The organism is Streptomyces sp. NPDC047000 (genome assembly GCF_040644295.1).
Classification (GTDB): domain Bacteria; phylum Actinomycetota; class Actinomycetes; order Streptomycetales; family Streptomycetaceae; genus Streptomyces.
The window spans coordinates 610130-635988 of record NZ_JBEYWE010000002.1 but is presented as its reverse complement, the minus strand read 5'-3'; the positions used below and the strand labels follow the sequence as shown (position 1 = coordinate 635988).

Annotated in this window: 26 protein-coding genes and 1 pseudogene; 12 read left to right on the top strand and 15 right to left on the bottom strand. The window is 72.6% G+C overall.

The features are described from left to right. Both ABZ862_RS06195 and ABZ862_RS06190 read left to right on the top strand, forming a co-directional pair. Window positions 1-471 (top strand): annotated as a pseudogene (locus ABZ862_RS06195) (ATP-dependent helicase); the annotation flags it as partial. Between the two features lie 222 nt (window positions 472-693). After that, window positions 694-1620 carry an alpha/beta hydrolase gene (locus ABZ862_RS06190; protein WP_360952991.1) on the top strand — a complete coding sequence of 309 codons (927 nt, stop codon included), beginning with the start codon at window positions 694-696 and terminating at the stop codon, window positions 1618-1620. Window positions 1621-1644: 24 nt separating this feature from the next. Here ABZ862_RS06190 and ABZ862_RS06185 read toward each other — a convergent pair whose 3' ends face one another. After that, complete coding sequence (locus ABZ862_RS06185; protein ID WP_360952988.1) at window positions 1645-2541, bottom strand: NYN domain-containing protein; 897 nt, start codon at window positions 2539-2541, stop codon at window positions 1645-1647. A gap of 171 nt (window positions 2542-2712) precedes the next feature. Here ABZ862_RS06185 and ABZ862_RS06180 point away from each other — a divergent pair, with 171 nt between their 5' ends. Beyond that, window positions 2713-2865: a hypothetical protein gene (locus ABZ862_RS06180; protein WP_360952985.1), complete on the top strand. Its 153-nt coding sequence runs from the start codon at window positions 2713-2715 to the stop codon at window positions 2863-2865. 149 nt (window positions 2866-3014) lie between these two features. Here ABZ862_RS06180 and ABZ862_RS06175 read toward each other — a convergent pair whose 3' ends face one another. From ABZ862_RS06175 to ABZ862_RS06165, 3 genes are all read right to left on the bottom strand, one after another. Further along, the gene (locus tag ABZ862_RS06175; RefSeq protein ID WP_360952982.1) at window positions 3015-3620 is read right to left on the bottom strand and encodes a MarC family protein; all 606 of its coding nucleotides are present in this window, start codon (window positions 3618-3620) and stop codon (window positions 3015-3017) included. 62 nt (window positions 3621-3682) lie between these two features. Continuing rightward, a complete protein-coding gene (locus ABZ862_RS06170; protein WP_360952979.1) occupies window positions 3683-4540 on the bottom strand; it encodes a PHP domain-containing protein in 858 nt (285 codons plus the stop codon). A gap of 381 nt (window positions 4541-4921) precedes the next feature. Beyond that, on the bottom strand, window positions 4922-5563 hold the full coding sequence (locus ABZ862_RS06165; protein WP_360952976.1) for a DUF6758 family protein: 642 nt from the start codon (window positions 5561-5563) through the stop codon (window positions 4922-4924). 187 nt (window positions 5564-5750) lie between these two features. On the opposite strand from ABZ862_RS06165, the gene ABZ862_RS06160 reads away from it, so the two are divergent. Further along, window positions 5751-7055, top strand: a complete 1305-nt coding sequence (locus tag ABZ862_RS06160; RefSeq protein ID WP_360952973.1) for an MFS transporter — start codon at window positions 5751-5753, stop codon at window positions 7053-7055. Between the two features lie 97 nt (window positions 7056-7152). Here ABZ862_RS06160 and ABZ862_RS06155 read toward each other — a convergent pair whose 3' ends face one another. Then, window positions 7153-7797 carry a suppressor of fused domain protein gene (locus tag ABZ862_RS06155; RefSeq protein ID WP_360952970.1) on the bottom strand — a complete coding sequence of 215 codons (645 nt, stop codon included), beginning with the start codon at window positions 7795-7797 and terminating at the stop codon, window positions 7153-7155. Between the two features lie 488 nt (window positions 7798-8285). Between ABZ862_RS06155 and ABZ862_RS06150 the strand changes: the two genes are divergently transcribed. Both ABZ862_RS06150 and ABZ862_RS06145 read left to right on the top strand, forming a co-directional pair. Then, a complete protein-coding gene (locus ABZ862_RS06150) occupies window positions 8286-9434 on the top strand; it encodes a magnesium and cobalt transport protein CorA (RefSeq protein ID WP_360952967.1) in 1149 nt (382 codons plus the stop codon). Window positions 9435-9493: 59 nt separating this feature from the next. Continuing rightward, entirely contained in the window at window positions 9494-10066 is a 573-nt protein-coding gene (locus ABZ862_RS06145; protein ID WP_360952964.1) for a hypothetical protein, read from the top strand. A gap of 88 nt (window positions 10067-10154) precedes the next feature. On the opposite strand, the gene ABZ862_RS06140 is transcribed toward ABZ862_RS06145, so the two are convergent. Continuing rightward, the gene (locus tag ABZ862_RS06140; RefSeq protein ID WP_360953137.1) at window positions 10155-10859 is read right to left on the bottom strand and encodes a hypothetical protein; all 705 of its coding nucleotides are present in this window, start codon (window positions 10857-10859) and stop codon (window positions 10155-10157) included. Window positions 10860-11241: 382 nt separating this feature from the next. On the opposite strand from ABZ862_RS06140, the gene ABZ862_RS06135 reads away from it, so the two are divergent. From ABZ862_RS06135 to ABZ862_RS06125, 3 genes are all read left to right on the top strand, one after another. Further along, window positions 11242-12744, top strand: coding sequence for a CBS domain-containing protein (locus ABZ862_RS06135; protein ID WP_360952961.1), 1503 nt, complete (start codon window positions 11242-11244; stop codon window positions 12742-12744). Beyond that, window positions 12734-13351 (top strand): DUF1003 domain-containing protein, encoded by a 618-nt coding sequence (locus tag ABZ862_RS06130; RefSeq protein WP_360952958.1) that lies wholly within the window; start codon window positions 12734-12736, stop codon window positions 13349-13351. The genes ABZ862_RS06135 and ABZ862_RS06130 overlap by 11 nt, the downstream gene beginning before the upstream one ends. A 67-nt stretch (window positions 13352-13418) precedes the next feature. Then, window positions 13419-14552 carry an Mrp/NBP35 family ATP-binding protein gene (locus ABZ862_RS06125; protein WP_360952955.1) on the top strand — a complete coding sequence of 378 codons (1134 nt, stop codon included), beginning with the start codon at window positions 13419-13421 and terminating at the stop codon, window positions 14550-14552. Between the two features lie 384 nt (window positions 14553-14936). On the opposite strand, the gene ABZ862_RS06120 is transcribed toward ABZ862_RS06125, so the two are convergent. From ABZ862_RS06120 to sigE, 4 genes are all read right to left on the bottom strand, one after another. Beyond that, the gene (locus tag ABZ862_RS06120) at window positions 14937-15608 is read right to left on the bottom strand and encodes a hypothetical protein (RefSeq protein ID WP_360952952.1); all 672 of its coding nucleotides are present in this window, start codon (window positions 15606-15608) and stop codon (window positions 14937-14939) included. 312 nt (window positions 15609-15920) lie between these two features. Further along, entirely contained in the window at window positions 15921-16397 is a 477-nt protein-coding gene (locus ABZ862_RS06115) for a sec-independent translocase (protein ID WP_360952949.1), read from the bottom strand. Window positions 16398-16584: 187 nt separating this feature from the next. Then, the gene (locus tag ABZ862_RS06110) at window positions 16585-17589 is read right to left on the bottom strand and encodes a zf-HC2 domain-containing protein (RefSeq protein WP_360952946.1); all 1005 of its coding nucleotides are present in this window, start codon (window positions 17587-17589) and stop codon (window positions 16585-16587) included. After that, a complete protein-coding gene (gene sigE / locus ABZ862_RS06105) occupies window positions 17586-18287 on the bottom strand; it encodes an RNA polymerase sigma factor SigE (RefSeq protein WP_360953134.1) in 702 nt (233 codons plus the stop codon). The genes ABZ862_RS06110 and sigE overlap by 4 nt, the downstream gene beginning before the upstream one ends. Window positions 18288-18520: 233 nt before the next feature. Between sigE and ABZ862_RS06100 the strand changes: the two genes are divergently transcribed. Next, entirely contained in the window at window positions 18521-19219 is a 699-nt protein-coding gene (locus ABZ862_RS06100; RefSeq protein ID WP_360953131.1) for an O-methyltransferase, read from the top strand. Between the two features lie 477 nt (window positions 19220-19696). On the opposite strand, the gene ABZ862_RS06095 is transcribed toward ABZ862_RS06100, so the two are convergent. Beyond that, window positions 19697-19864 (bottom strand): DUF3117 domain-containing protein, encoded by a 168-nt coding sequence (locus ABZ862_RS06095; RefSeq protein WP_003966491.1) that lies wholly within the window; start codon window positions 19862-19864, stop codon window positions 19697-19699. A gap of 426 nt (window positions 19865-20290) precedes the next feature. Between ABZ862_RS06095 and ABZ862_RS06090 the strand changes: the two genes are divergently transcribed. After that, window positions 20291-21112: an enoyl-CoA hydratase-related protein gene (locus tag ABZ862_RS06090; protein ID WP_360952943.1), complete on the top strand. Its 822-nt coding sequence runs from the start codon at window positions 20291-20293 to the stop codon at window positions 21110-21112. A gap of 69 nt (window positions 21113-21181) precedes the next feature. On the opposite strand, the gene ABZ862_RS06085 is transcribed toward ABZ862_RS06090, so the two are convergent. Then, window positions 21182-21760: a DNA-3-methyladenine glycosylase I gene (locus ABZ862_RS06085; RefSeq protein ID WP_360953128.1), complete on the bottom strand. Its 579-nt coding sequence runs from the start codon at window positions 21758-21760 to the stop codon at window positions 21182-21184. A gap of 80 nt (window positions 21761-21840) precedes the next feature. After that, window positions 21841-22263, bottom strand: a complete 423-nt coding sequence (locus tag ABZ862_RS06080) for a DivIVA domain-containing protein (RefSeq protein WP_360952940.1) — start codon at window positions 22261-22263, stop codon at window positions 21841-21843. A gap of 174 nt (window positions 22264-22437) precedes the next feature. On the opposite strand from ABZ862_RS06080, the gene folP reads away from it, so the two are divergent. After that, window positions 22438-23310, top strand: a complete 873-nt coding sequence (gene folP, locus ABZ862_RS06075) for a dihydropteroate synthase (RefSeq protein ID WP_360952937.1) — start codon at window positions 22438-22440, stop codon at window positions 23308-23310. Between the two features lie 452 nt (window positions 23311-23762). Here the strand turns inward: folP and ABZ862_RS06070 are convergent, their stop codons facing one another. Then, window positions 23763-24521: a TIGR00730 family Rossman fold protein gene (locus ABZ862_RS06070; protein WP_360952934.1), complete on the bottom strand. Its 759-nt coding sequence runs from the start codon at window positions 24519-24521 to the stop codon at window positions 23763-23765. Between the two features lie 141 nt (window positions 24522-24662). Next, window positions 24663-25769, bottom strand: coding sequence for a succinyl-diaminopimelate desuccinylase (gene dapE, locus ABZ862_RS06065; protein WP_360952931.1), 1107 nt, complete (start codon window positions 25767-25769; stop codon window positions 24663-24665). Between the last annotated feature and the right edge of the window lie 90 nt (window positions 25770-25859).

Genomic DNA, 25859 nt, shown 5'->3' with positions numbered 1-25859 from the left:
ACCGAGGCACCGGCCGCCGAAGCCGCCGTCGACACGGCGGAGGGCACGGAGACCAAGCCGCGCACCCGCCGCACCCGCAAGGCCACCGCCCCCGCCCCCGCTGCCGTGGAAGAGGCCGCGCCGGAAGTCGCCGAGGCCACCGGGACGGCCAAGCCGCGCCGGACCCGTAAGGCCGCGGTGGCGACCGAGGCACCGGCCGCCGAAGCCGCCGTCGACACGGCGGAGGGCACGGAGACCAAGCCGCGCACCCGCCGCACCCGCAAGGCCACCGCCCCCGCAGCCTGCGCCGAGATCCCGGCGCAGGCCACGGACGAGCCGGAGGTCAAGCCGCGTCGGCGGACCCGCAAGGCGACGACGACCGCGGTCGTCGTCGAGGCAGCCGAGGTCACGTCCCCCGACGCGTCCGAGGCCAAGCCCCGGACGCGCCGGCCCCGTAAGGCGGCGGTCGCGGTCGAGGCACCGGAGGCCTGATCCGCGCGGAGACGCGATCGCCCGGCGACGAGGACACCCGTCCGGTCACCGCCGACGGCCCGGCCCACCCCGTGTGGGCCGGGCCGTCGGCGTTCGTCCGGCGACCGCGCGGCCGCGCACCACGCCCGCCCAGGGCCGGGCACCCCGCCCAGTGGCCCCGCCCCCGTCGTCCCGGGCCCCCGCTCGCTCCGCCCGGTGCCCGCGCCCGCTAGCCTCGGTCCCATGAGCAGGCCTCCGTCCTTCGCCCCGCCGCCCGGTGCCCGTGCCTACGCCCTGCCGACGGCGCGCGGTGAGTTCGCCGTCGTCGACGCGCCCCCGGCTGCCGGGGTGGCGGCCAGGGGGGTCGCGCTGCTGCTGCCCGGGTTCACCGGCAGCAAGGAGGACTTCAACCCGCTGCACGAGGCGTTGGCCACCCGCGGGTACCGGACGGTCGCGGTGGACGGGCGCGGGCAGTACGAGTCCGGAGGACCCGAGCACGACGAGTCGGCCTACGCCCAGGAGGAGCTGGCACGGGACGTGCTCGCGCAGGCCGAGGCGCTCGGTGACGGCCGGGTGCATCTGCTGGGGCACTCGCTCGGCGGGGTGATCGCGCGGGCGGCCGTGCTGCTCGACCACGCGCCGTTCGTCTCGCTCACCCTGATGGCGTCGGGCCCGGCGGCGATCTCGACCGGCCAGCAGCAGCGTGTGAAGCTGCTGCGGGACGCGCTGGCCGTGATGTCGATGGCCGAGGTCTGGGAGGCCATCCAGGCCATGGAGACACCCGAGGAGACCGACACGGGCGCCAACGGCGCCTCCGCTCCCGGCGGGGATCCCGGCGCGGGTCTCGACGCGGGTCTCGTCGGCCGGGCGGATCTGCGGCGCCGCTGGCTCGGCAACAAGCCCGCCCAGCTCATCGCGACCGGCAGGCAGCTGTGCACGGAACCGGACCGCGTCGCGGAGCTGGCCGTCCTGCCCCTGCCCTTCCACGTGGTGTCGGGGGCCCGGGACGACACCTGGCCGGTACCGCTGCTGGACGACATGGCGTTGCGGCTCGCGGCCCGCCGGACCGTCGTCCCCGGCGCCGAGCACTCCCCCAACACCGACCGGCCGGACACCACCGCCCACGCGCTGGCCGACTTCTGGGACACGGTCGGCGCCGCACCGGAGTGAGCGCGGCCCGGTCGCGACCCGGTCTCAGTACTGCGTCTGCAGGTGCTGCCAGAAGCCGTCCCGGAGGGCGCGGCGGAGGTCGGCCTGACCGCGCAGGGAGTACTGGAGCATGCCCTCGGCCTCGACGAGGAGGTCCTGGTCGACCGGGCCCGGGAGGTAGGGGTGGCCGGGGAGCAGCTCCAGCAGGGCGTCCCGGCCGCGGGAGGAGAGCCACTTGGCGGCGATCTGGGCGCCGATGAAGCGGACGTCCTCGCGGGAGGGACGGAGGGCGTGGGCGGACTCGTAGGCCGGTCCCGTACGCCGTGACACGTACGGTTTGAAGAAGTCGAGGTCGAAGGTGCGCTGGCTGTCGACCTCCCACAGCAGCGGCTCGGCCTGGTTGCGGCCCTCGGGGGCCTCGATGCCCCACAGATGGACCCGGGCGCCGTAGCCCTGCGCCGCCTCGACCGCCGAGACCAGGTCCTCGTCGCCGCCGAGCAGGGCCGCGTCGCTGATGGCGCGGTGCCGGGCGAGGGACTCCAGGTCGGAGCGGATCAGGGAGTCGACGCCCTTCTGCTGGTTGTTGGCGTTGAGGTTGCCGAGGCGGACCTTCACGTCGGGGAGTTCCGCGATGGACTGCTGCTCGGAGGTGTGGATACGGCGGCGGGCGCCGTCGTACCAGTACACGCGCAGCAGTCTGCTGTCGGCGAAGATCGTGCGGGCCTTGTCGATGAGGGCGTCGATCAGTCCCTCGGCGTCGAGGTCGAAGGCCCTGCGGTCCTCGGTGCCGGCGACCAGCCGTCCCGCGGCCGCGTAGAGGTATCCGGCGTCGACGAAGATCGCATGGGTGGAGGGCGTCTTCGCCACCTCGGCGAGCATGCGCTGGAGCAGCTCGTTGGTGCGGTCGATACGGGCGTGCAGAGCCTCTTGGTCGTCGTTCATCGCATCCATTGTCCCGGCGGTCACGCTGCGAACACAACCGGTCCCGGTCGGTCTCCGTCCGATCATTTACCGGTCGGTAGTTAGCCGTTCGAAAAATTTCTTTAGCGTAGGGAATGTTTGTAACAAGCATCCCGTTGAATAGATCAGAACCACGCGACGAAGGGAGAAGCTATGCGCTTCGAGATCATGCGACTCGACGAGGTCGACGGGACCACCGTGGACACCACCGTCGTGGACGCCGCCTCCGTCAACCGGATCGTCCAGCAGGCCGCCGCCCTCGGGCAGCGACTGTGGATCCGGCCGGCCGAGACCCCGGCCTCGTAACTGACGCGGATCGCACCACACAGCAGTAGAGCACACCACAGCAGAGCCCGCAGTCGACAAGCGGCACAGCACACAGTGGCTTCAGAGCCCCCGTACGGCGACGACGTCGTACGGGGGCTCTGCGCTGTGTCCGGGGCGCGGCACGGGGGTCATGCGCTGCCCACGACCTGGAGCACCCCGTTGATGATCTGCTGCACGGCGATCGCGGAGAGCATCATCCCCGAGAGCCGGGTCACGAGGACGACGCCGCCGTCCTTGATGACCTTGATGATCAGCAGCGAGTAGCGCATCACGACCCACAGCACGACGTGGATGGCGAGGATCGCCGACCACACGGACGCCTGGGCGGCGACGCCGTGCGCGCGCTGGACCGCCAGGATGACCGACACGATGGCGCCGGGCCCGGCGAGGATCGGCATGCCGAGCGGTACGAGGGCGACGTTGATGTCCTTGGTCTGCTCGGGCTCGTCGCTCTTGCCGGTGAGCAGATCGAGGGCGATCAGCAGGAGCAGCAGGCCGCCCGCGATCATCAGCGCGGGCACGGAGACGTGCAGATAGTTCAGGATCTGCTGGCCGAGCAGCCCGAAGACGGCTATGACACCGCCCGCCACGCAGACGGCCTGGAGGGCCATCCGCTTCTGCGTCCTGCCGGGCCGTCCCGCGGTGAGGGCGAGGAAGATCGGGGTGATCCCCGGCGGGGACATGATCACGAAGAGGGTGAGGAAGAGGGAACCGAAGACGGCGACGTCGAACATCACAAACGGGCCTTGCGCGAAAGGGTGAAAGGGGGACGGGCGGGGAAGGGCGGGGGTCCGCCTCAGGCTCCGCCCGCGCCCGGCACCGGGAACGCGCCGGTCGCGCGCCGGGTGATCTCCCCGTAGACCTCGGGGTCGGTGGTGTACTCGCCGAGCACGCACGTCTTGCGGCTGCCGTGGTAGTCCGAGGAGCCGGTGACCAGGAGTCCCAGGTCGGCGGCCAGGCCGCGCAGCCGGGCGCGGGTGCCGGTGTCATGGTCCATGTGGTCGACCTCGATGCCGTCGAGCCCGGCCGCGGCCAGCTTCGCGACGGTCGCCTCCGGCACCGTACGGCCGCGCTTGCTCGCGCCCGGGTGGGCGAAGACGGTGACGCCACCGGCGGCCTTGACCAGCCGGACCGCCTCGAAGGGGTCGGTCTCGTGCTTCGGGACGTACGCCCGGCCGCCGTCGGAGAGCCATGCGCCGCTGAACGCCTCGTCCACGCTCGCCACGACGCCCAGCTCGACGAGGGCGCTCGCGACGTGCGGCCGCCCGACGGAGCCGTCGCCCGCGATCCGCGCCACCTGCTCCCAGGTGACGGGCACGCCGAGGTCCCGCAGCTTGGCGGTCATGGCCCGGGCCCGCGGCACCCGGTCGTCGCGCACCAGTTCGCGCTCGGCGAGCAGGGCGGGCTCCTCGGGGTCGAAGAGGTAGGCCAGGAGGTGCATGCTCACGCCGTCGACACGGCAGGACAGCTCGGCGCCGGTGACGAGGGTGAGTCCCTCGGGCAGCGCGGCGATCGCCTCGGCGTGGCCCCGGGTGGTGTCGTGGTCGGTGAGCGCGACGACGTCCAGACCGGCCGCGGCCGCGGTGCGGACCAGCTCGGCCGGGGTGTCCGTACCGTCGGAGGCCGTGGAGTGACTGTGCAGGTCGATGCGCACGACGCGTACTCCAGACGGGTGATCGGCACGGAAGATTCGGACGCCTAAGGATAGCCGCGTCCCGGACCTGCCTCCGTCCCACCCACGGCCGCCGCACACCCCCTGCGGCACCCGCCCCTTGCGGCACCCGCCGCCCGCGCCGCCACCGCAGCGGCCCCGTACGCCCCCACCCGTACCCCCAACACGGCACACCCGTACCCCCGCACGGCACCGGCCGGCTGTGCCACCCGTCACCAGCCGTCGGCGCCCACCCGCGACCCGGCCGGTGACGCCCGGCCCGCCGTGACCCGGCCCACCGGCGACGCCCGCCCGCCGTGACCCCGGCCTCCGACGTCATCCCGGCCCCGCCGTGCCCCGCCGGAAACGCCGCGCCTCCCCCGCTCAGGGCTCCAGCAGCCGGGGCGACAGGGCCCCGCAGGGCACCAGGTCCACCTCGGCGCCCACGTCCCGCAGGTCGGCCAGCACGAGTTCGTCGTACATCAGCATCCCGGACTGCTCGGGCCACACGATGGCCCAGAGCCACATCCCGAGCGCCTCGCCCGCGAAGACGGCGCGGTCGTCCGGGGCCCCGGAGACATGCCAGAGCGGGGTCGGGCGGCCCGCGGCGAGCACCTTGACCTCCGGTGGCTTCTCGACGTCCAGGTCCGGTCCGGGGTCGGGGCCGGCCATGCCCGCGTACCGCGCGCCGAGACCGACACCGAGTTCCTCCGCGACCAGGATCAGCTCGCCCATGCCGCCGAGCGGCCCGGGACCGGAGCAGGCCATGGCCGTGGCACGGCCGCCGCCGCGGTCGTCACCGGCGCTCGCGACGCCGGTGAACAGCCAGCCGACCGGCAGCGGCCACGGCATCCACACCGGCACACGGGTGCGGTGCACCGCGACGCTGAGGGCCTCGACGCTCGGCGGGACCACGGGCTGCACCGGATGCACGGTTCCATGCACATCGCACTGCCAGGAATCGGCGAAGAGACCGGGAGCCCTGACCCGGCCACCGCACTTCGGGCAACTGGGTTCGCCCCTCATAGCGCCCCACGGTCCTACCCCTGCACCGCCACGTCAAGGACGATCACCCGTCCGGACCGAACCGTCACGACCAGAAACTTAGATGACAATTGCATTAGTTACCTAAGCTAACTTAGTATGTGTAAACAGCAACCATCCCTCGTCAGGGTGGGATGGGTGGGACGAGCGGCAGCGACAGGAGGAGCACATGGCCCCGGAGGACACGGCACCGGAGGACTTGACCCCGGCGGACCCGACACAGGAGGACCCGGCGAAGCGGCACACGGACCCCTTCGACGCCGGGGCGAGGGGCCTCCTGCGGCAGCCGGGAGCCGTCTGGGCCACCGCGGGGGCGTCCGTCGTCGCGTTCATGGGCATCGGACTGGTCGACCCGATCCTGCCGTCCATCGCCCAGGGCCTCCGGGCCACACCCGGCCAGGTCTCCCTGCTGTTCACCTCGTACTTCCTGATCACGGCCGTCGCGATGCTGCTCACCGGCTTCGTCTCCAGCCGGATCGGCGGGCGCCGCACCCTGCTGCTCGGCCTCGCGTTCGTCGTCGTCTTCGCCGGGCTCGCCGGCACCTCGCACTCGGTCGCGCAGCTCGTCGGGTTCCGGGCCGGCTGGGGGCTCGGCAACGCGCTGTTCGTGTCGACCGCCCTCGCGGTCATCGTCGGCGCGGCGGCCGGCGGGAGCGCCGCCGCGATCCTGCTCTACGAGTCCGCCCTCGGCCTCGGCATGGCCTGCGGCCCCCTGCTGGGCGCGCTGCTCGGCAACCTCAGCTGGCGCTACCCGTTCTTCGGCACGGCCACGCTGATGGCGATCGGCTTCCTGTGCATCACGGTGTTCCTGAGGGAGCAGCCGAAGCCGGCCCGCAGGACCTCGCTGCTGGACCCGCTGCGGGCCCTCGGCCACGGCGGTCTGGCCTCGGTCGCGGTCTCGGCGTTCTTCTACAACTACACGTTCTTCACCGTGCTGGCCTTCACCCCGTTCGTGCTGAACATGACGCCCTACCGGTCCGGCGCCGTGTTCTTCGCCTGGGGCGCGCTGCTCGCCGTGTTCTCGGTGCTGGTGGCACCGCGCCTGCAGGAGCGTCTCGGCTCGCTGAAGGTGCTGGGCGGTTCGCTGGTGCTGCTCGGCGCCGACGTCGCGGTCCTCGGCTTCGGCGGCCACACCACCGCCGTGGTCTGCACGATCCTGTCCGGTGCGCTCATCGGCGTGAACAACACCGTCTACACCGAACTGGCGCTGGGCGTCTCGGACGCGCCGCGGCCGGTGGCGAGCGCGGGCTACAACTTCGTGCGGTGGTTCGCGGCTGCCGCGGCACCGTACTTCGCGCCGAAGATCGAGGAGTGGACCGGCAGTGTCCGCGTCCCGTTCGTGGTCGCGGCGGTCACCGCCGTGGCGGGCGCGCTGGTGGTGTTCGTACGGCGCGAGGCACTCGACGACGAGGCCGAAAAGCTGGTGACGCGCCACGCGGCACAGGACAGCGTCAGCGTCTTTGCCGAACGTTGACCAACTCGCCCGCGCCGGGTCGGTGTTGGTGAGCTTGCTCACGCCGTCCCCCGCCCGGCGCCGGGACTGACGGCCGGTCGGGCGGGGCCGGCGCCGGTCAGTCGAGCGGCACCGACGCGCGGACCGGGTCGCGCAGATCCGTGCCCCGGCCCAGCCAGCGTTCCCTCAGCGCCTGGGCGCCGTGCACCCGTTTCCAGGCGGCCTCGTTCGGAGTCATCGGCAGCAGCGGCAGGAAGCGCACCGGGTCGAGGGGCGCGCCGAGTTCCAGGTCCTCGACCAGGCCGCCCGGTTCGGCGACCAGTACCGAGGTGAACGGGGCGCCCGGCCACAGCGGCCCGCCCACCTCCAGCGACCCCCCGGGCGCCACGACCACCCCCTCGACCTGCGGTGACGCGGCGAGCACGGCGAGCGTACGGAGGACCTTGTCGGTGTCGGCGCGGCCCTGACGGACCGAGAGGACCAGCTCGGCGCGCGGCCCGCGGAGGGGGTCGGCGGCCACCGCCGTGGGGTCGTTCATCGGGTGGGCGGACATGCCCAGCGTGGCGTAGCGGACGATCCCGCCCCCCAGGTCTCCCCCGCCGCCTCCCCGGCCGTCTCCCCCGCGGCTTCCGCCGTGACCGGCCTCGTGGAAACGCAGGACCTCGATACGGTCCGTCCCGAGGAAGGTGACCGCCGCGCGCGCGTCCGGTGCGCCGAGCGCGCTGCTCAACCGGGCCTCGACCAGAGCGAGAACATCAACCATGCGGTGAGCATAGAACTCGTCAGTAACGGGCAAAGGTCAACCTTGACACTTCCCCCGGCTGCTAGTCTTGGGCGAGTTCGGGCAGCACGCACTGGCGTCGCGGTAAGTCCCGACGCCGATGAGACTCCCCCCACGGGGATCGAACGTCCCTCACGGGGGACCGGCTGGAGGAGGTGGGGCTGCAATGGATCGAAGTCACCCGGGCAGTACCACTCGCTCTTCCGGCCTCTGATGTAGCTCCGGCTGTAGCTCCGGCTCCTGGCTGTCTGCCACCTCTCATGTCGTGTCCGCGTGGTCGCACGCGTCTTCGGAAGAGCGTTCCGTTCCGTTCCGCTTGATCCGAATCAGCAGCGAAGCCCACCACCGCGATGGTGCGGTGCTCCCCGCTTTGTGGACGTGCCAAACATCCGCACGCAGGACGTCCTCATTCCGGAGAGTTCCAGCCGTCGACGGCCGTGGCCTCGCCGCGCGTTGCGAAGGAACCCGCCATGTCGATGATCCGCGACCTGCGCGCCGCAGTCCGCCCCGCCCGCCCCGTGCTGCGCAAGAGCGCGCTGCACCTCACCGGCACCGCGGCCGGCACGGGCCCCGCCTACGACACCACCCGCGACCCCGGCACCCCCTCGGCCGTCGTCGACTGCGCCGTCTACCGCGACGGCGTCCGCGTCCGCACCGACCTGCCGCTCACCCCGCACGAGGCGCTGCGCGCCGCACGGCGCGACGGAGGGTTCGTCTGGATCGGTCTGCACGAGCCGACCGAGGCCGAATTCTCCGGTATCGCGGGCGAGTTCGGGCTGCACCCGCTGGCCGTCGAGGACGCGGTGCAGGCGCACCAGCGCCCCAAGCTGGAGCGCTACGACGACTCGCTGTTCACCGTCTTCAAGACGATCCACTACGTCGAGCACGCCGAACTCACCGCGACCAGCGAGGTCGTGGAGACCGGCGAGGTCATGTGCTTCACCGGACGGGAGTTCTTCATCACCGTCCGGCACGGCGGGCACGGCTCGCTGCGCGCGCTGCGGCACCGGCTCGAGGACGACCCGGAGCGGCTCGCCAAGGGCCCGTCGGCCGTGCTGCACGCCATCGCCGACCACGTCGTCGACGGCTACATCGCGGTGGCCTACGCGGTGCAGGACGACATCGACGAGGTCGAGACCGAGGTGTTCTCGCCGGGCCGCCGGGGTGTGTCGCGCGGGGTGGACTCGGCGCGGATCTACCAGCTCAAGCGTGAGGTGCTGGAGTTCAAGCGCGCGGTGTCGCCGCTGGCCCGGCCCATGCAGCTGCTGAGCGAACGGCCCATGCGGCTGATCGACCCGGAGATCCAGAAGTACTTCCGGGACGTCGCCGACCACGTGGTGCGCGTCCAGGAGCAGGTCATCGGCTTCGACGAGCTGCTCAACTCGATCCTCCAGGCCAACCTCGCCCAGGCGTCCGTGGCGCAGAACGAGGACATGCGGAAGATCACGGCGTGGGCGGCCATCATCGCCGTACCGACGATGGTGTGCGGGGTCTACGGCATGAACTTCAAGTACATGCCCGAACTGCACTGGCGGTACGGCTATCCGCTGATCATGGGCATCACGGGCGTCATCTGCATCGGCATCCACCGCACTCTGAAGCGCAACGGCTGGCTGTGAGTGCCGCCGGTACCCGCGGGCGGCCGGAGCGGGCCGCACGGCTGGATAGGCTGGGGCGTATGACGAGCGAGACGCGCGAACAGGCACTCACCGGGCAGGCGCCCGCGGGCCGGGACGTCCCGGACGGGCCGTTCCTCGACCGGGCGCTCGTCGAGGAGGCCACCAAGAAGTCCGGACTCGTCTGGGTCCAGGCACCCGGCGGCCGGGCGCGGGCACTGTGGCACGTGTGGCACGAGGGCGCGGCGTGCGTGGTCGGCGACGGCCCCGGGGAGCAGCCGCTGACCGGTCTCGACGACGGCTCCACCGCCGAGGTGACCGTCCGCAGCAAGGACAAGGGCGGCCGCCTGGTCGGCTGGTCCGCGCGGGTCACCGAACTGGCCGCCGGGTCCGCCGAGTGGGAGGCGGCGGTCGCCGATCTGAAGGGCAAACGGCTCAACGCGCCCGACGGCGAGGCGATGACGGAACGCTGGGCCCGTGAGTGCCGGGTGCTGCGGCTGGTCCCCACGGGCGCCACCGCGGCGCTGCCCGACGGCTCCCTGGCCACGGCCCCGGCACCGTCCCCGGTGACGACACGCCGCCCGGTCCCGGCGGGGCTGCCCCGGCTGCTGATGAAGCGGCGCAAGAAGGCGTAGGGGCGGACCGGACCCGGGCACGTACCCGCCCGCGACGGCGGTCGAACCGGCCGGTGCGAGGCAGTGCGCGGTCGTACCTGTGCGGCGTTCAGGACGCCGGCAGCTGCGCGCCGTAGTCCACCGTGTCGTCCTTCGCGGGCCGGGTGACCGTGAAGCTCTTGCCCCAGTCCGAGAACCGGAGCGTGCCCGCCCCGCCCGCACGGGCCAGGCGCAGGGGGTACGGCTTGCCCTCGAGGGAGACGTCCAGGGTGCCGCCGGAGCCCTTGTCCCCGGTGATGCGGATGGTGCGGACGCCGGACTGCTCGTGATGACCGTCCTTGCCGAGCGTGCCGTGCAGGGTCAGGAGACCGTCGAGAAGGAGGCTCTTGTCGGTGAAGCCGCTGAACTTCTTGTACGCCGGGTCGCCCTGGGGCACCTTGACGTACTTGCCGCCGAGCTTGTCCGCTGCGGCACTGTCGCCTCCGGCGGCGCCGGAGGTGCCCTTCGCATGGGTCCAGAAGGCGGCGCCCGCCTTCAGATACAGCTGGTCGCCGACCCGCAGCACATGGAACGTGGTGCCCTGCGAGGTGACCGAGCCGGTGCCGCCGCCCTCCTTGAGCCGCATGTCGAGCGTGTACGTACGGCCGCTGGTGACCACCGTCCCCGACAGCCGTACCGTCGCGACGGAACCGGCCGCCGTACGGGTCTGCGACTGGATCTTCTCCGGCGTCAGCCTGCCGACCCCGTTGGTGCCCGCGTCCGGGTCCTCGCCGCACCCCGTGAGCGCCGTTCCCGTGACCACCAGCACGCACATCGCACCGGCCAGCGCGGCTCTGCGGGTACGGCCCCGGGCGGTCCTGCGAGTACGGCCCTGGGGAGTCGCAGCAGTCACGGGCAAGGCCGCCTCTCTGTCGGGTCACCGGCGCGGCGTAGGCAGCGTACCCGGGCCGGGGAGGTGCCGCGGACGCTCTCCCTCCGGACTCCCACCAGGGCATATCCGATCCGGACGGGCTAGCCTGAAGCCCGCCCTTGCGGGTGATACAGGCATGTCCGAGATATCCGAGGCATCCCGGATATCAGGGAGATCGGGAAGATCGGGAAGATCGGGGAAAACAGGCAGAGCAGGGAGAGCAGGGAGATCGCCCTCGGAATCCGCGATCTCCGCAGCATCGGAACTCGTGAAGGAGTCACGGCCCATGGCAGCGGGCGCCCTCAGGATCTTCGTCTCGCATCTCTCCGGCATCGCGGTCTTCGACCCGACCGGCGACCAGGTCGGCCGCGTCCGCGATCTCGTCGTCATGCTGCGCGTCGGGCGGCGGCCCCCGCGGCTGCTCGGCCTGGTCGTCGAACTCGCCACCCGGCGCCTGATCTTCCTGCCCATGACCCGGGTGACGGGCATCCAGTCCGGCCAGGTCATCACCACCGGTGTGCTCAACGTCCGGCGTTTCGAGCAACGCCCCACCGAACGGCTGGTGTTCGGCGAACTGCTCGACCGGCGCGTCACACTCGTCGAGACCGGCGAGGAGGTCACCGTCCTCGACCTCTCGGTGGCCCAGCTGCACGCCAGGCGGGACTGGGAGATCGACCGGGTCTTCGTGCGCGTCGGCAGGAAGGGCAGCGCGTTCCGGCGCGGCAGGGGCGAGGCCCTCACCGTCGAGTGGTCCGCCGTCACCGGCTTCTCGCTGGAGGAGCAGGGGCAGGGCGCCGAGAACCTGCTCGCCACCTTCGAGCAGCTGCGCGCCGCCGACCTCGCCAACGTGCTGCACCACCTCTCCGCCAAGCGGCGCGCCGAGGTGGCCAACGCCCTCGACGACGACCGTCTCGCCGATGTCCTGGAGGAGCTCCCGGAGGACGACCAGATCGAGATCCTCGGCAAGCTCAAGGAGGAGCGCGCCGCCGATGTCCTGGAGGCCATGGACCCCGACGACGCGGCCGACCTGCTCGCCGAGCTGCCCCAGGAGGAGCAGGAGCGGCTGCTGAGCCTGATGGAGCCCTCCGACGCGGCAGACATGCGCCGTCTGATGTCGTACGAGGAGCACACCGCCGGCGGTCTGATGACGACCGAGCCGATCGTGCTGCGGCCCGACGCCACCGTCGCCGACGCGCTGGCCCGGGTCCGCAACCGGGATCTGTCCCCGGCGCTCGCCGCCCAGGTCTACGTCTGCCGCCCGCCCGACGAGACCCCGACCGGCAAGTATCTCGGCACGGTGCACTTCCAGCGGCTGCTGCGCGACCCGCCGTACACCCTGGTCAGCTCGCTCGTCGACGACGACCTCCAGCCGCTGGACCCGGAGGCGGCGCTGCCGGTCGTCGCCGGGTTCTTCGCGACGTACGACATGGTGGCGGCGCCCGTCGTCGACGAGTCCGGCTCGCTGCTGGGCGCGGTGACGGTGGACGACGTGCTGGACCATCTGCTGCCGGAGGACTGGCGGGAGACGGAGTTCCACCTCGACGGGGACGGCGCCCCGGACCCGGAGGCGTACCCGGCCGAGGACGAGCGCGACCTACGGGATGCCCACGAGGCGCACGACGCGTGGGGGGAGAAGGACGGGAGAGACGAGAAGGACCAGAAGGACGCCGGCGACGAGAGGCACGAGCGCGCCGACACCGGCGTGATCGACATGACCGGTGCCACGGACGGCACGGACGGCACGGCTGTGACCGGTGAGGACAAGAGGGCGGGCGGTCATGACTCCTGAGCGCGACGGCGGCGGCCGCGAGGCCGTGCGGGAGGTGCTGCGGGAGCGCAGCCCGGCCGGGGCGACGGCCACCGGACGGCCCCGGCCCCGCCTCGACCAGCCCCGCGCGCCCCGCCGCCGGCTGGTGCCGGAATGGGACCCGGAGGCGTTCGGACGGCTCTCGGAGCGCATCGCGCGCTTCCTCGGCACCGGCCGGTTCATCGTCTGGATGACGGTGGTGATCATACTGTGGGTGGTGTGGAACGTGAGCGCGCCACGCGACCTGCGCTTCGACCAGTACCCGTTCATCTTCCTGACCCTGATGCTGTCCCTCCAGGCCTCCTACGCCGCTCCGCTGATCCTGCTCGCGCAGAACCGGCAGGACGACCGGGACCGGGTCAACCTGGAGCAGGACCGCAAGCAGAACGAACGTTCGATCGCCGACACGGAGTATCTGACCCGGGAGATCGCCGCCCTGCGCATGGGCCTGGGTGAGGTGGCCACCCGCGACTGGATCCGCTCCGAGCTCCAGGACCTGACGAAAGAACTGGAGGACCGCCGCCGTTCCGACGGCCGTCTCCCGGTCGCGGCGGAACGATCCGGCACCCGTGAGGCGGACGACCGCTGAGACGTGACCCATCAGACCGTCCAGGGGCCTGGCCGAGCGCACCGCCCGGCGCCGTACCATCGTGCGTATGGCTACGGAAGACGCGGTGCGCGAGGCACTGGCCACGGTGAACGACCCCGAGATCCACCGTCCCATCACCGAACTGGGGATGGTCAAATCGGTGGAGATCGGCGCGGACGGAGCGGTCGCGGTCACCGTGTATCTGACCGTCTCCGGCTGCCCGATGCGCGAGACGATCACTCAGCGGGTGACCGAGGCGGTCTCCCGTGTCGAGGGCGTGACACGGGTCGACGTCACGCTCGACGTGATGAGCGACGAACAGCGCAGGGAACTGGCGACCGCCCTGCGGGGCGGCCAGGCGGAACGCGAGGTTCCGTTCGCCCGGCCCGGCAACCTGACCCGGGTGTACGCGGTCGCCTCCGGCAAGGGCGGCGTCGGCAAGTCCTCCGTCACGGTGAACCTGGCGGCGGCCATGGCGGCCGACGGGCTCAAGGTGGGCGTGGTCGACGCCGACATCTACGGCCACAGCGTGCCGCGGATGCTGGGCGCCGACGGGCGTCCGACCCAGGTCGAGAACATGATCATGCCGCCGTCGGCGAACGGCGTGAAGGTCATCTCGATCGGCATGTTCACCCCGGGCAACGCCCCGGTCGTCTGGCGCGGTCCGATGCTCCACCGTGCCCTGCAACAGTTCCTCGCGGACGTGTACTGGGGCGACCTCGACGTGCTGCTGCTGGACCTGCCGCCCGGCACCGGCGACATCGCGATCTCGGTGGCCCAGCTGATCCCGAACGCGGAGATCCTGGTCGTCACGACCCCGCAGCAGGCGGCGGCCGAGGTCGCCGAGCGGGCGGGCTCCATCGCCGTGCAGACCCATCAGAAGATCGTGGGCGTCGTCGAGAACATGTCCGGGCTGCCGTGCCCGCACTGCGGCGAGATGGTCGACGTGTTCGGTACGGGCGGCGGCCAGCGGGTCGCCGACGGCCTGACCCGCACCACGGGCGCCACCGTCCCGGTCCTCGGTTCCATCCCCATCGACGTCCGCCTGCGCGAAGGCGGCGACGACGGCAGGCCGGTCGTCCTCACCGACCCCGGCTCCCCGGCGGGCACGGCCCTGCGCGCCATCGCCGGCAAACTGGGCGGCCGTCAGCGTGGCCTCTCCGGCATGTCCCTGGGCCTCACCCCGAAGAACAAGTTCTGACCTCACCCCGGCCGCCCGGTCCCCACTCCCACAAGGCGCGGGGACCAGCCCCCGGGAAGACCCGGAACACCCGCACAAGCCCCCGACGCTCCCGCGCCCCGCCCACACCGCACCACCCCGGCCGACCACCCCAGGGGCGCGGTGAACCGCGCGACCGACCCCCCACCGCCCCGCACCCGCAACAACACCCCAGCCACCAACACCCCCAGGGGCGCAGGGAACTGCGCGAGAACCCCTCACGGTCCCGCACCCGCCCCCAGAGGCCCGGCCACCCACAGGGGCGCGGGGAACTGCGCGAGACCCCCCACAGCGCCGCACGGCAATGCGCTCCGCCCCGCCAGGCACCGCCCGCCGAAGCCGGCCGCAGGCGTCACGCGTCACGCATCACGCGTACTGATCGATGTCCTTGATCACGGCGAACCCCAGCCCGTACGCACTCATCCCCCGCCCGTACGCCCCCACATGCACCCCACCCGGCGTGGACCCGGCCAGCACCCAGCCGAACTCGGACTCCCGGTAGTGGAACGCCGTGGGCACCCCGTCGACGGGCAGTGACAGCGTCGACCAGTCGTCCCCGTCGAGATCGTCCGCGAGGACCCACGCCGTCTCGGTCTGCTGCTCCAGCCAGTCGTCCCGCAGCGTGTGGTCCATCTGTCCGGGCCAGGTGACGGACAGGAGCCCCATCCCGGCCAGCCAGGCCGCCGAGGACACCGAGGTCGCCTCCATCAGCCCGGTGCCGTCCGCGCTGCGCCGTACCGGGTTGGCGGCGACGGTCACGACGACCGCGAAGCGCTCTTTCGGGTCGTCCGGGTGCCCGACCGCGTACTCGTTCTTCACGGAGGGCTCGTCCCCGTGCCCGATCGAACCGTGCTCGACGGCCCCGTCCGCCGCCGTACCCACCTGCATCAGCCAGCGCGGCCCTGTGAACGCCTCGTCGAGGCCGTACCAAGGGAAGGGCGCCAGCAGGTAGCCGTCGACCGTGCGCCGGGCGGAGGGGACGTGTCGTCCGTCCTCCGCGGCCGGCGTCTGCGCGACTGCCCGACTTGTCGTCTCCATGTGCCCGGACGCCTCCTCGCTCTCGTCGGACCGGGGGCGGCCCGCCCCCCTTCGGGCGTCCTCGTCCGGTCCGCGCAACAACAGGGCAGCATAGCCACCCCGCTTCGGGCAGCCCGGAACCCGCCGGGCACGCACGCGCTCCGTGCGGCCGGTTCAGGTCGCGCGGGGTACGCACAGGCTATGAAACACGTCACGTACCCGCAGCGCACGGACCGCTGACCGGACGCTGCGGCGGCCGGGTGACGCGGCCCTGGAGGAGGGCCTCAGGTGACGGGAGCCAGGTGACGGTGCCAGGGGTGGCGGTGCCGGAGGTCAGGTGGCGTCCGCGTCGAACGGCGGGCGGTCGTCAGGACCGGGATCCTCGGGCCGCTTGGTCATGTCGACAGGACCGCCCCCGGAAGACGAACCGGAAGACGACCCGGAGGGCAAGGCCGAAGACGACGAGGCCGAGGCCGACGGGTCGTGACCGTTGATCACATCCGTGACCTCGGCCATCTCCTTGCGCAGGTCGAACCCGTTGCGGATCTCCTTCAGCCCCAGCTCGTCAGCGTCACCGTCGATGTGCTTACGGATGAACGTCTTGGGGTTGAGGTCCTCGAACTCGAAGTCCTTGAATTCAGGGCCCAGTTCGGAGCGGATGTCCTGCTTGGCGCTCTCGGAGAACTCTCGGATCTTCCGGATCGTCCGCATGACGTCCTGGATGACTTTCGGGAGCTTGTCCGGGCCGAAGACGAGCACGGCAAGGACGACGATCGTCACCAGCTCGAGCGGCCCTATGTCATTGAACACCTGAAAGCTCCTTGCGATGTCCCTCGGTCGCCCCACGGTACCCGGCACACCTGGCCCACCGGTACCGTCCCGTGCCGTCGTCGTGCACGCGTGACGCCGGTTTTCCGCGTTGTTTGCCCTGCGGCAGGGTCGGGATCCGGCCGGACGGCTCCCGCGCGGGGGCGGGTTCCACCGTCGGCGACGGTCGTCAGCGGGCGGTGCCGGACGGGCCCGGGGTCCCATCCGGGACGGGCGCGGCGAGCACGCCGGGGGCCGTGACCTCGGGTGCGGCGGGCCAGGTGGTGAGGGCCACCGGCGCGGTCGTGCCGAGCGGCCGTATGAGCGGGGACATGAGCACGGCTCCCGCCATGACCGGGGTCGTCAGCGTACGGATGCCCTGCCCGGCGGCGGGAGCGGATCCCCCGGGCAGCAGGGGCGCGGAGACCGACGTGGACGCCGCCGTGCCCTGGCCGAGCAGGGGGCCTTCGCTCCCGCCCTGGGCGAGCAGGGGGCCGGACTGGCGGCGCCGCTGGGTCTCGGGCGTCGTCGCGGCCGTACCCGCGGTGCGCGCCGGGGTCACATTGCTGCCGGAGCCCGTGCCGCCGCGGGCGTCCGCCGACCTGTCGGCCGGTACACCGCCGGTGACGCCGCCCAGGGCGACCGCGGCCAGCGACACCGCGCCGGCGGCCACGACGGCGAACCGCAGTCCGCGCGAGGCCGGACGGTCGGCATCGGGTCTGGTCACGGGATGGACGCGGAAGCCGCGGTCCGGAGCGGACGGCTGCGGCGCGGACACGGCGGTGTCCCTCCGGGCGGCGGGCCCCAGCGGGACGTAACCGAACGAGAACGGTTCCGGCCGCCGGGCGCCTCCCGAGCCACCCGGACCGCCCGTACCGAACAGTCCCCTGCCCGCGGGTCCCGCGCCGAACGGCGAGGTGTCGCCGTCGCCGTTCTGGTCGCCTCCCCCGGGCAGCCCCTGGAGGCGGGCCAGGAAGCTCTCGGAGGGCGGCGGCGGGGCCACTTCCGCGAACACGTTCTTCAGACGGCGCTGCGCGTCGACCTCGGCCTTGCATTTCGGGCAGGTCGCCACATGCGCCAGGACACGCTCGCGCGTGTCGTGACCGAGCTCACCGTCCACCAGGGCGGAGAGGCGGTCTCCCAGGTGCGCTTCCGCGAGCCGGCTCGCGGCGGATTTCGGTCGTGATGCGGTCACGCGGTCGCGCTCCCTCCTCCGAGGGCGGGAACGCGGGCCACGAACGAGCGGCGCTCGGCACGCGCCTCCGGCGAGCGGTGCGCGAGGGCCTTGCGCAGCTGTGAGCGGCCACGGTGGATCCGCGAGCGGACGGTGCCCAGTTTGACGCCCAGGGTGGCGGCGATCTCCTCGTACGACAGCCCCTCGATGTCGCACAGCACGACGGCGGCACGGAACTCGGGCGCGAGCGTGTCCAGGGCCTGCTGGACGTCCGCGTCGAAGTGGGCGTCGTTGAAGATCTGCTGCGGGGTCGGCTCCTTGCTGGCGAGCCGCTCCGCGGCGTCCTCGCCCAGCGCGTCGAACCGGATGCGCTGCTTGCGGCGCACCATGTCGAGGAACAGATTGGTGGTGATGCGGTGCAGCCAGCCCTCGAAGGTACCCGGCGTATAGGTCGACAGAGAGCGGAAGACACGGACGAAGACCTCCTGCGTGAGGTCCTCGGCGTCGTGCTGGTTGCCCGTGAGACGGTAGGCCAGCCGGTAGACGCGGCCGCTGTGGGTGCTGACGATCTCCTCCCACGTGGGCGGAGTCCACGCCTGCCCGTCCGCGTCGGTGGAGAAGGTCGCGGTCTGGGCGAAGTCAGCGGCGTGACGGTGGTCAGCAGCGGTGTCGTTCACGGATTTCGGCCTGCCTGCCGATCCGAGGAAGCGCCGCAGCACCCCTCCACGATCCACAGGCGCAGCCGCACCTCCCCTGTCGGCTCTGGTGGTGTCCAGTGGAGCCCCTACCATAGCCACCTCGCCCGTTAGCTCCGGATAAGCGGTTTTACGAGAATTTGATGTGGGCCGATGAAGCTCATCCGGCTGCGTCAGCACTTGTTCGGCCACCTCCCCCGCCGTCCCGCCGTCCGTCTCTTCCATCTCTTCTTCCCTCTCTCTAAACGCGCGGTCCCATCTGCGGGTTCCCGGGGCCAACGGATAAAGTCACGCCCAGGCAACCACGGGGACAGGAGAGGATCATTACCGCCAACCGGCCGACGAGCTGGGCGTTCGCCGACGCCTTTGTCGCCGAGGACGAGACGCTGCGCTGGGCCCGCGCGAGGGCCCGCGAGGCGGGACTTCGCTCGGTGTCCCCCGGCGCGGGTGCCGCGCTGCGGCTGCTCGCCGCCACCGTGGACGCGAAGGCGGTCGCGGAGATCGGCACCGGGTGCGGGGTCTCGGGGATCCATCTGCTGCACGGGATGCGGCCGGACGGTGTGCTCACGACCGTCGACCCGGAGCCGGAGCACCAGCAGTTCGCCCGTCAGGCGTTCCGCGCCGCCGGTTTCGCCTCCAACCGGGCCCGCATCATCCCGGGCCGCGCCCTCGACGTCCTGCCCCGGCTCGCGGACACCGGCTACGACCTCGTCTTCTGCGACGGGGACCGCAACGAGTTCCTCGACTACCTCGCTGAATCGTTGCGTCTGCTCCGTCCGGGCGGCCTGGTGGTCTTCGAGGGGGTCTTCGCCCACGGCCGGACGGTCGACTCGGGCCCGCAGCCGACGGAGGTGCTGCGGCTGCGCGAGCTGCTGCGCACGGTCCGGGAGAGCCAGGACCTGGTGCCGTCGCTGCTGCCGGTCGGCGACGGGCTGCTGTGCGCGCTCAAGCGCTGAGGCCGCCGGGGCCGCCGAGGTCGCTGGGGCCGCTGAGGGCGCTGGGGCCGCCGAGGTCGCTGGGGCCGCTGAGGGCGCTGGGGCCGCTGAGGGCGCTGGGGCCGCTGAGGGCGGATGGGGGCGGACGGAGCCACGGGCCGGATGGAGCCACTGGGCAGACAGGGCCGCTGGGGCCGGACGGGATCACTGGGCGGATAAGGCCACGGGGGCCGGATGTGGCCGCTGGCGCCGGATGCGGCCGCTGGGGCCATGGGGGCTGCTGGGGCGGTCGAGCGCCGAGGCTGTCGTCCGGCCGGGGGCCGTACGAGTGAGGTACGCCGGACGCACCGGACGTAGCGGGGGTGCCGGACCTGCCGGCCATCGCGGGCGGACGTACCGGCCCGGCGCGCCGGACGCACCCGGTGGGACGGAAACGACCGCCCCGGCATCGATACGGACGATGCCGGGGCGGTCGGAAAAGGTAGGGTCGCGTCCGCGTCAGCCGACGACCTTCTTGAGGGCATCGCCGAGCGCGTCGGCCTCGTCAGGGGTCAGCTCTACGACGAGCCGACCGCCGCCTTCGAGCGGAACTCGCATGACGATGCCCCGCCCCTCCTTGGTCACCTCGAGCGGGCCGTCACCCGTCCGCGGCTTCATGGCCGCCATGCTCGTTCCCCTTCCTGAAACCAGCTCACCGTCAGCCGACGGCCCCTGGAGGGCACGCGCGATCCGCCAGGACGCGCGACACCGGCATCGAACACATTGCTTCCCAGCCATTATCCCGCATCTCAGGACCCGATGACCAACATCGGTCGGCATCGCTTGGGCAACGCACGCGAGCAAAACCACTCATTTCGGGGATGTGACTGCGATACTGCGCGCCCCCGAACGCGCCCGCGCTCCGCCTGCCCGCCCCGACGTCTTTGACGCAGGTCACACATTCCCGGGCAGGTACCCGGCCGGGGATCTCCGCCATGCTGTCCTGGAACCGCGGACACCCGACGCGGGACGCGGGGACTCAGGACGCAGGACGCAGCACCCGGGCACCGGGAACCAGGGCCCGGGAACCAGGACCAGCAGAGGGGATGCCCCATGGCCGACACCGTGCTCCACGAGGTGAGCGACGGGCTCGCGACGATCACGCTGAACCGCCCCGAGGCGATGAACGCGCTGGACATCGCGACCAAGGTCGCCCTCCGCGACGCGGTCAGCTCCGCGGCCGCCGATCCGGCCGTACGGGCGATCCTGCTCACCGCCGCCGGAGAACGGGCCTTCTGCGTGGGCCAGGACCTCAAGGAGCACATCGGGCTGCTGGCCGCCGACCGGGAGGCCGCGGCCGCCGGAGACGGCGCCGAGGCACAGACCATGCGCACCGTGCGGGAGCACTACAACCCGATCGTGCGCGCGCTGGCCGACGCGCCCAAGCCGGTGGTCGCCGCGGTGAACGGCGTCGCGGCCGGGGCCGGGCTCGGTATCGCGCTCGCCGCCGACTACCGGGTGGTCGCGGACACCGCGGCCTTCACCACGTCGTTCGCGAACGTCGCCCTGACCGCCGACTCCGGCGTCTCCTGGACCCTGCCCCGGATCGTCGGCCCCGGGCGCGCGGCCGACCTGCTGCTCTTCCCGCGCAGCATCACCGCGCAGGAGGCGTACGACCTCGGCATCGCGAGCCGCCTCGTCCCGGCCGCCGAGCTGCGCGCGGAGGCCGAGAAGACGGCCCGGGCGCTGGCCGCGGGGCCGACGGTGGCGTACGCCGCGCTCAAGGAGTCCGTCGCGTACGGGCTGAGCCACTCCCTGGCGGAGACGCTGGCCAAGGAGGACGAGCTCCAGACCCTGGCGGGCCGCACCGAGGACCACACGATCGCGGTGGAGGCGTTCGTGAAGAAGGAGAAGCCGAAGTACCTGGGGCGGTGACGGCGCGCGGGACGGCGACGGCCGCGCTCGGTGGCGGGTCGCCCGGGAGGTGGCGGTCCGCCGCCGCGGTCAGGGCGCGTGCCGTCTGCTGACGCAGGTCGCCAGGTGGTCGTCGACCAGTCCGCAGGCCTGCATCAGCGCGTACGCGGTCGTCGGCCCGACGAACCGGACGCCCCGCTTCTTCAGGGCCTTCGACAGGGCCGTCGACTCCGCGGTGACCGCCGGGACGTCCGCGAGCGTCCGGGGCACGGCCCGGCCCGCCGCGTCGGGTGCGTACGACCAGATCAGCTCGTCCAGCTCGCCCGGCGCCCACTCCGCAAGCACCCGGGCGTTGGCCAGCGTGGCGTCGATCTTGGCGCGGTTGCGGATGATGCCGGGGTCGGCGAGGAGGCGTTCGCGGTCGTCGTCGGTGAAACCGGCCACCGCGGCGATCCTGAAGCCGGCGAAGGCGGCGCGGAAGCCCGGGCGGCGGCGCAGGATGGTGAGCCAGGACAGCCCGGACTGGAACGCCTCCAGGGTGAGCCGCTCGTACAGCGCGTCGTCGCCGCGGACCGGGCGGCCCCACTCCTCGTCGTGGTACGTCACGTAGTCCTCGGTGGACAGCGCCCAGGGGCAGCGCAGCGCGCCGTCCGGCCCGGCGAGGGCGATGCCGACGGGTACGGGCGCGGCAGCGACGTCGGCGGTGCCGGTGGCGGTGCCAGTGGTGGTGTCGGTGGTCGTGTCGGTGCTCACCGGGGGTCCTCGGGGGCGGGGGGCTGTCCGGGGTACTGCCCGGGGTGCGATTCGGGGGCCGGGCCGTGGGCGGGGCCGTGGAGGGGGCCGTGGAGGGGGCCGTGAGGGGTGGACCTCGCTCCGGCCAGGGCCGTCTCCAGGTCGGCGATCCGGGCGTCGCGCTCGTCGATCTCGGCGGCGAGACGGCCGAGGGCGTCGTCCACCTCCACCATGCGGTAGCCGCGGACGGCGAGCGGGAAGCGGAGGTTCTCCACGTCCTCGCGGGCCACCGGGCGGTCCGGGGGCAGCGGGGCGTCGAGGTACTCGGGGGCGGCCTCGGGCAGCGGGCCGGTGGTGCCCTCGCCGCCGCCCACCACGGCGAGCGTCACCGCGCCGACCACGACGGCGAGCGCGACGACGAGGAACAGGAACATGACCATGGCTGGGCCCCCAACGCCCGGCACGCCGGTGTCCCCGGCGAACCGCTGTGCTCGTGTGCTCGGTGTCGAATGTGTGTGGGTCCGATCGTGCCATGCGCGTGCGCCGGTTAGGGTCACAGACGGCTGATCCACAGACGGCTGATCGGAGCGGCGGGCGAGGAGATGGCGCAGCAGATGGCACAGGGGACGCTCAGGCTGGGCAGCCGTGAGTTCGGGCCGCACGAACCGGTGATCATGGCGATCGTCAACCGGACCCCCGACTCCTTCTACGACCGGGGTGCCACCTTCCGCGACGGGCCCGCCCTCGAACGCGTGGAGCGGGCCGTGGCGGAGGGCGCCGCGATCATCGACATCGGCGGCGTCAAGGCCGGGCCCGGCGAGGAGGTCACCGCCGAGGAGGAGGCGCGCCGCACGGTCGGCTTCGTCGCGGAGGTACGGCGGCGGTTCCCCGACATCGTCATCAGCGTGGACACCTGGCGTGCCGACGTCGGCGAGGCGGTCTGCGAGGCGGGGGCGGACCTGCTGAACGACGCGTGGGGCGGCGTCGATCCCCGGCTCGCTCAGGTCGCCGCGCGGTACGGGGCGGGGCTGGTGTGCACCCACGCGGGGGGCGCGGAGCCGCGTACCCGGCCGCATCGCGTGGTCTACGACGACGTCATGGCCGACATCCTGCGGGTGACCGTCGGTCTGGCCGAGCGGGCGGTGGCACTCGGCGTGCGGCCGGACGCGGTGCTCATCGATCCCGGGCACGACTTCGGGAAGAACACCCGGCACAGTCTCGAGGCGACGCGACGGCTCGACGAGATGGCCGCCACGGGGTGGCCGGTGCTGGTGTCGCTGTCCAACAAGGACTTCGTCGGCGAGACGCTGGACCGGCCGGTCGAGGAACGGCTGATCGGGACGTTGGCGACCACCGCGGTCTCGGCGTGGCTGGGGGCGCGGGTGTACCGGGTGCACGAGGTCGCCGAGACGCGGCAGGTGCTGGAGATGGTGGCGACGATCCTGGGGCGGCGGGCCCCCACGGTGGCTCGCCGAGGGTTGGCCTAGGCCCCGGGCCCCGGCAAGTGGAGGGGTGCCGCCCCTCCGGCCCCCGGGCCCCTGGGTAAGCCACGGGGCCCCGCCCCTCCGGTCCCCCGGGGGGTGAGCTGGAGGGGCGCCGCCCCTCTCGGTGCCGTCCCAGGGGGCTCCGTCCCCTGGACCCCCGGGCCTGCGCCCACCCACCACCCGACTCGGCAGACCCAAAGGGCACCCCTCCAGCCCACCGAGTCGGGTGGGCGGGTGGGAGAACGAGGGGGCGGAGCCCCCGGACCCACCGAGGCCGGGGCGAAGCCCCGGACACCCACTCGGAGCCGGGGCGCAGCCCCAAGGCCCACTCGGGACCCGGGGCGGAGCCCCGGGACTCACTCGGGGACTGGGGCGCAGCCCCGGGCCGGTGGGAGGGCGCGCAGCGCCCGGGCCCGGGGCGGAGCCCCGGCATCGGGACCGCCAAGGCCCCGCGCCTAGCGTCCCGCTTCCTTGGAGACCAGCGACACCGCCTCCTCCACGTCGTCCGTGACGTGGAACAGCAGCAGGTCCTTCTCCGACGCCTTGCCCTGCGCGATCAGCGTGTTCTTGAGCCAGTCCACCAGCCCGCCCCAGTACTCCGTGCCGAACAGCACGATGGGGAACCGGGTGACCTTCTGTGTCTGGACGAGGGTGAGCGCCTCGAAGAGTTCGTCGAGGGTGCCGAGCCCGCCGGGCAGGACGACGAACCCTTGGGCATATTTGACGAACATCATTTTCCGGACGAAGAAGTACCGGAAGTTCAGCCCGATGTCGACGTACGGGTTCAGCCCCTGCTCGAAGGGCAGCTCGATGCCCAGCCCCACGGAGATCCCGTTGGCCTCGCAGGCCCCCTTGTTGGCCGCCTCCATGGCCCCGGGCCCGCCGCCGGTGATCACGGCGAAACCGGCGTCCACGAGGCCCCGGCCGAGGCGCACGCCGGCTTCGTACTCCGCCGAGTCGACCGGCGTCCGCGCGGAGCCGAAGACGCTGATCGCGGCCGGGAGTTCGGCGAGCGTGCCGAACCCCTCGATGAACTCCGACTGGATGCGCAGGACGCGCCAGGGATCGGTGTGGACCCAGTCGGTGGGGCCGCCCTGGTCGAGGAGGCGCTGGTCGGTGGTGCTGGCCTGGACCTGTTCCCGCCGCCGGAGCACCGGTCCCAGCCTGCGCTCCACCGGCCGCTGGCTCCTGCCCTCGGGATTCCCGTTGGCCATGTGCGCTCCCTCCGCTTGCGGGTGTGTCCGCTTCAGCGTAGATCCCGGGCGGTTACGCCAGGGGGACAGGCGAATGTCCGCCGCGAAGCATCACGCCCGCACCGGACCTCGACCGGTCCTCTACCGGGCCTCGACCGCGCCTCAGGCCGTCAGCCAGGCCCGCAGCCGGTCCTCCGCCGCCAGGATCTTCGCGGTGTCCACCCGCTCGTCCCGCTTGTGCGCCAAGTGAGGATCGCCGGGGCCGTAGTTGACCGCGGGGACGCCCAGGGCGGAGAAGCGGGACACGTCCGTCCAGCCGTACTTGGGGCGCGGGGCGCCGCCGACGGCCTCGATGAAGGCGGCCGCGGCCGGATGGGACAGACCGGGCAGGGCACCGCCGCTGTGGTCGTCGATCACGAACTCCTCGACCCCGCAGTCCGCGAACACCTCCCGCACATGGGCGACGGCCTCCTCCTCCGTACGGTCGGGCGCGTAACGGAAGTTGACGGTGACGACACAGGCGTCGGGGATCACGTTCCCGGCCACGCCGCCCGAGATGCCGACCGCGTTGAGGCCCTCGCGGTACTCCAGGCCGTCGATCACCGGGTGGCGCGGCTCGTACCCGGCGAGGCGGGCCAGCACCGGGGCGGCCGCGTGGATCGCGTTGGAGCCCATCCAGGAGCGCGCCGAGTGCGCGCGCTCCCCGCCGGTCCTCAGCAGCATGCGCAGCGTGCCCTGGCAGCCGCCCTCCACCTCGCCGTCGGAGGGCTCCAGCAGCACCGCGAAGTCGCCCTCCAGCCAGTCGGGGCGGGCCTCGGCGACGTGCTTCAGGCCGTTCAGGTCCGCGGCGACCTCCTCGTTGTCGTAGAAGACGAAGGTGAGGTCGCGGGCCGGGGCCGGGACGGTGGCCGCGATGCGCAGCTGGACGGCGACGCCGGACTTCATGTCGCAGGTCCCGCAGCCCCACAGCACGCCGTCCTCGTCCAGCCGGGAGGGGACGTTGTCCGCGATGGGCACGGTGTCGATGTGGCCGGCGAGGATCACCCGCTCCGCGCGGCCCAGGTCCGTACGGGCGACCACGTTGTTGCCGTGGCGCTCGACGGTGAGGTGCGGCAGGGCCCGCAGCGCGCTCTCGATCGCGTCGGCGAGCGGCTTCTCGCTGCCGCTCTCCGAGGGGAGGTCGACCAGCGCCGCGGTGAGCGCGGCGGCGTCCAGCGTGAGGTCGAGCGACGGGGTCGGGGCGAGCGGTGCGTGCGAAATGTCGGCCATGTGGTCGACCCTAACCTTTGCCGCACGGCGCACCGCCCAACTGCCGCGGCGGGAAGCCATAGCAGCCGTGCGCACCGGAGGCGAACACTC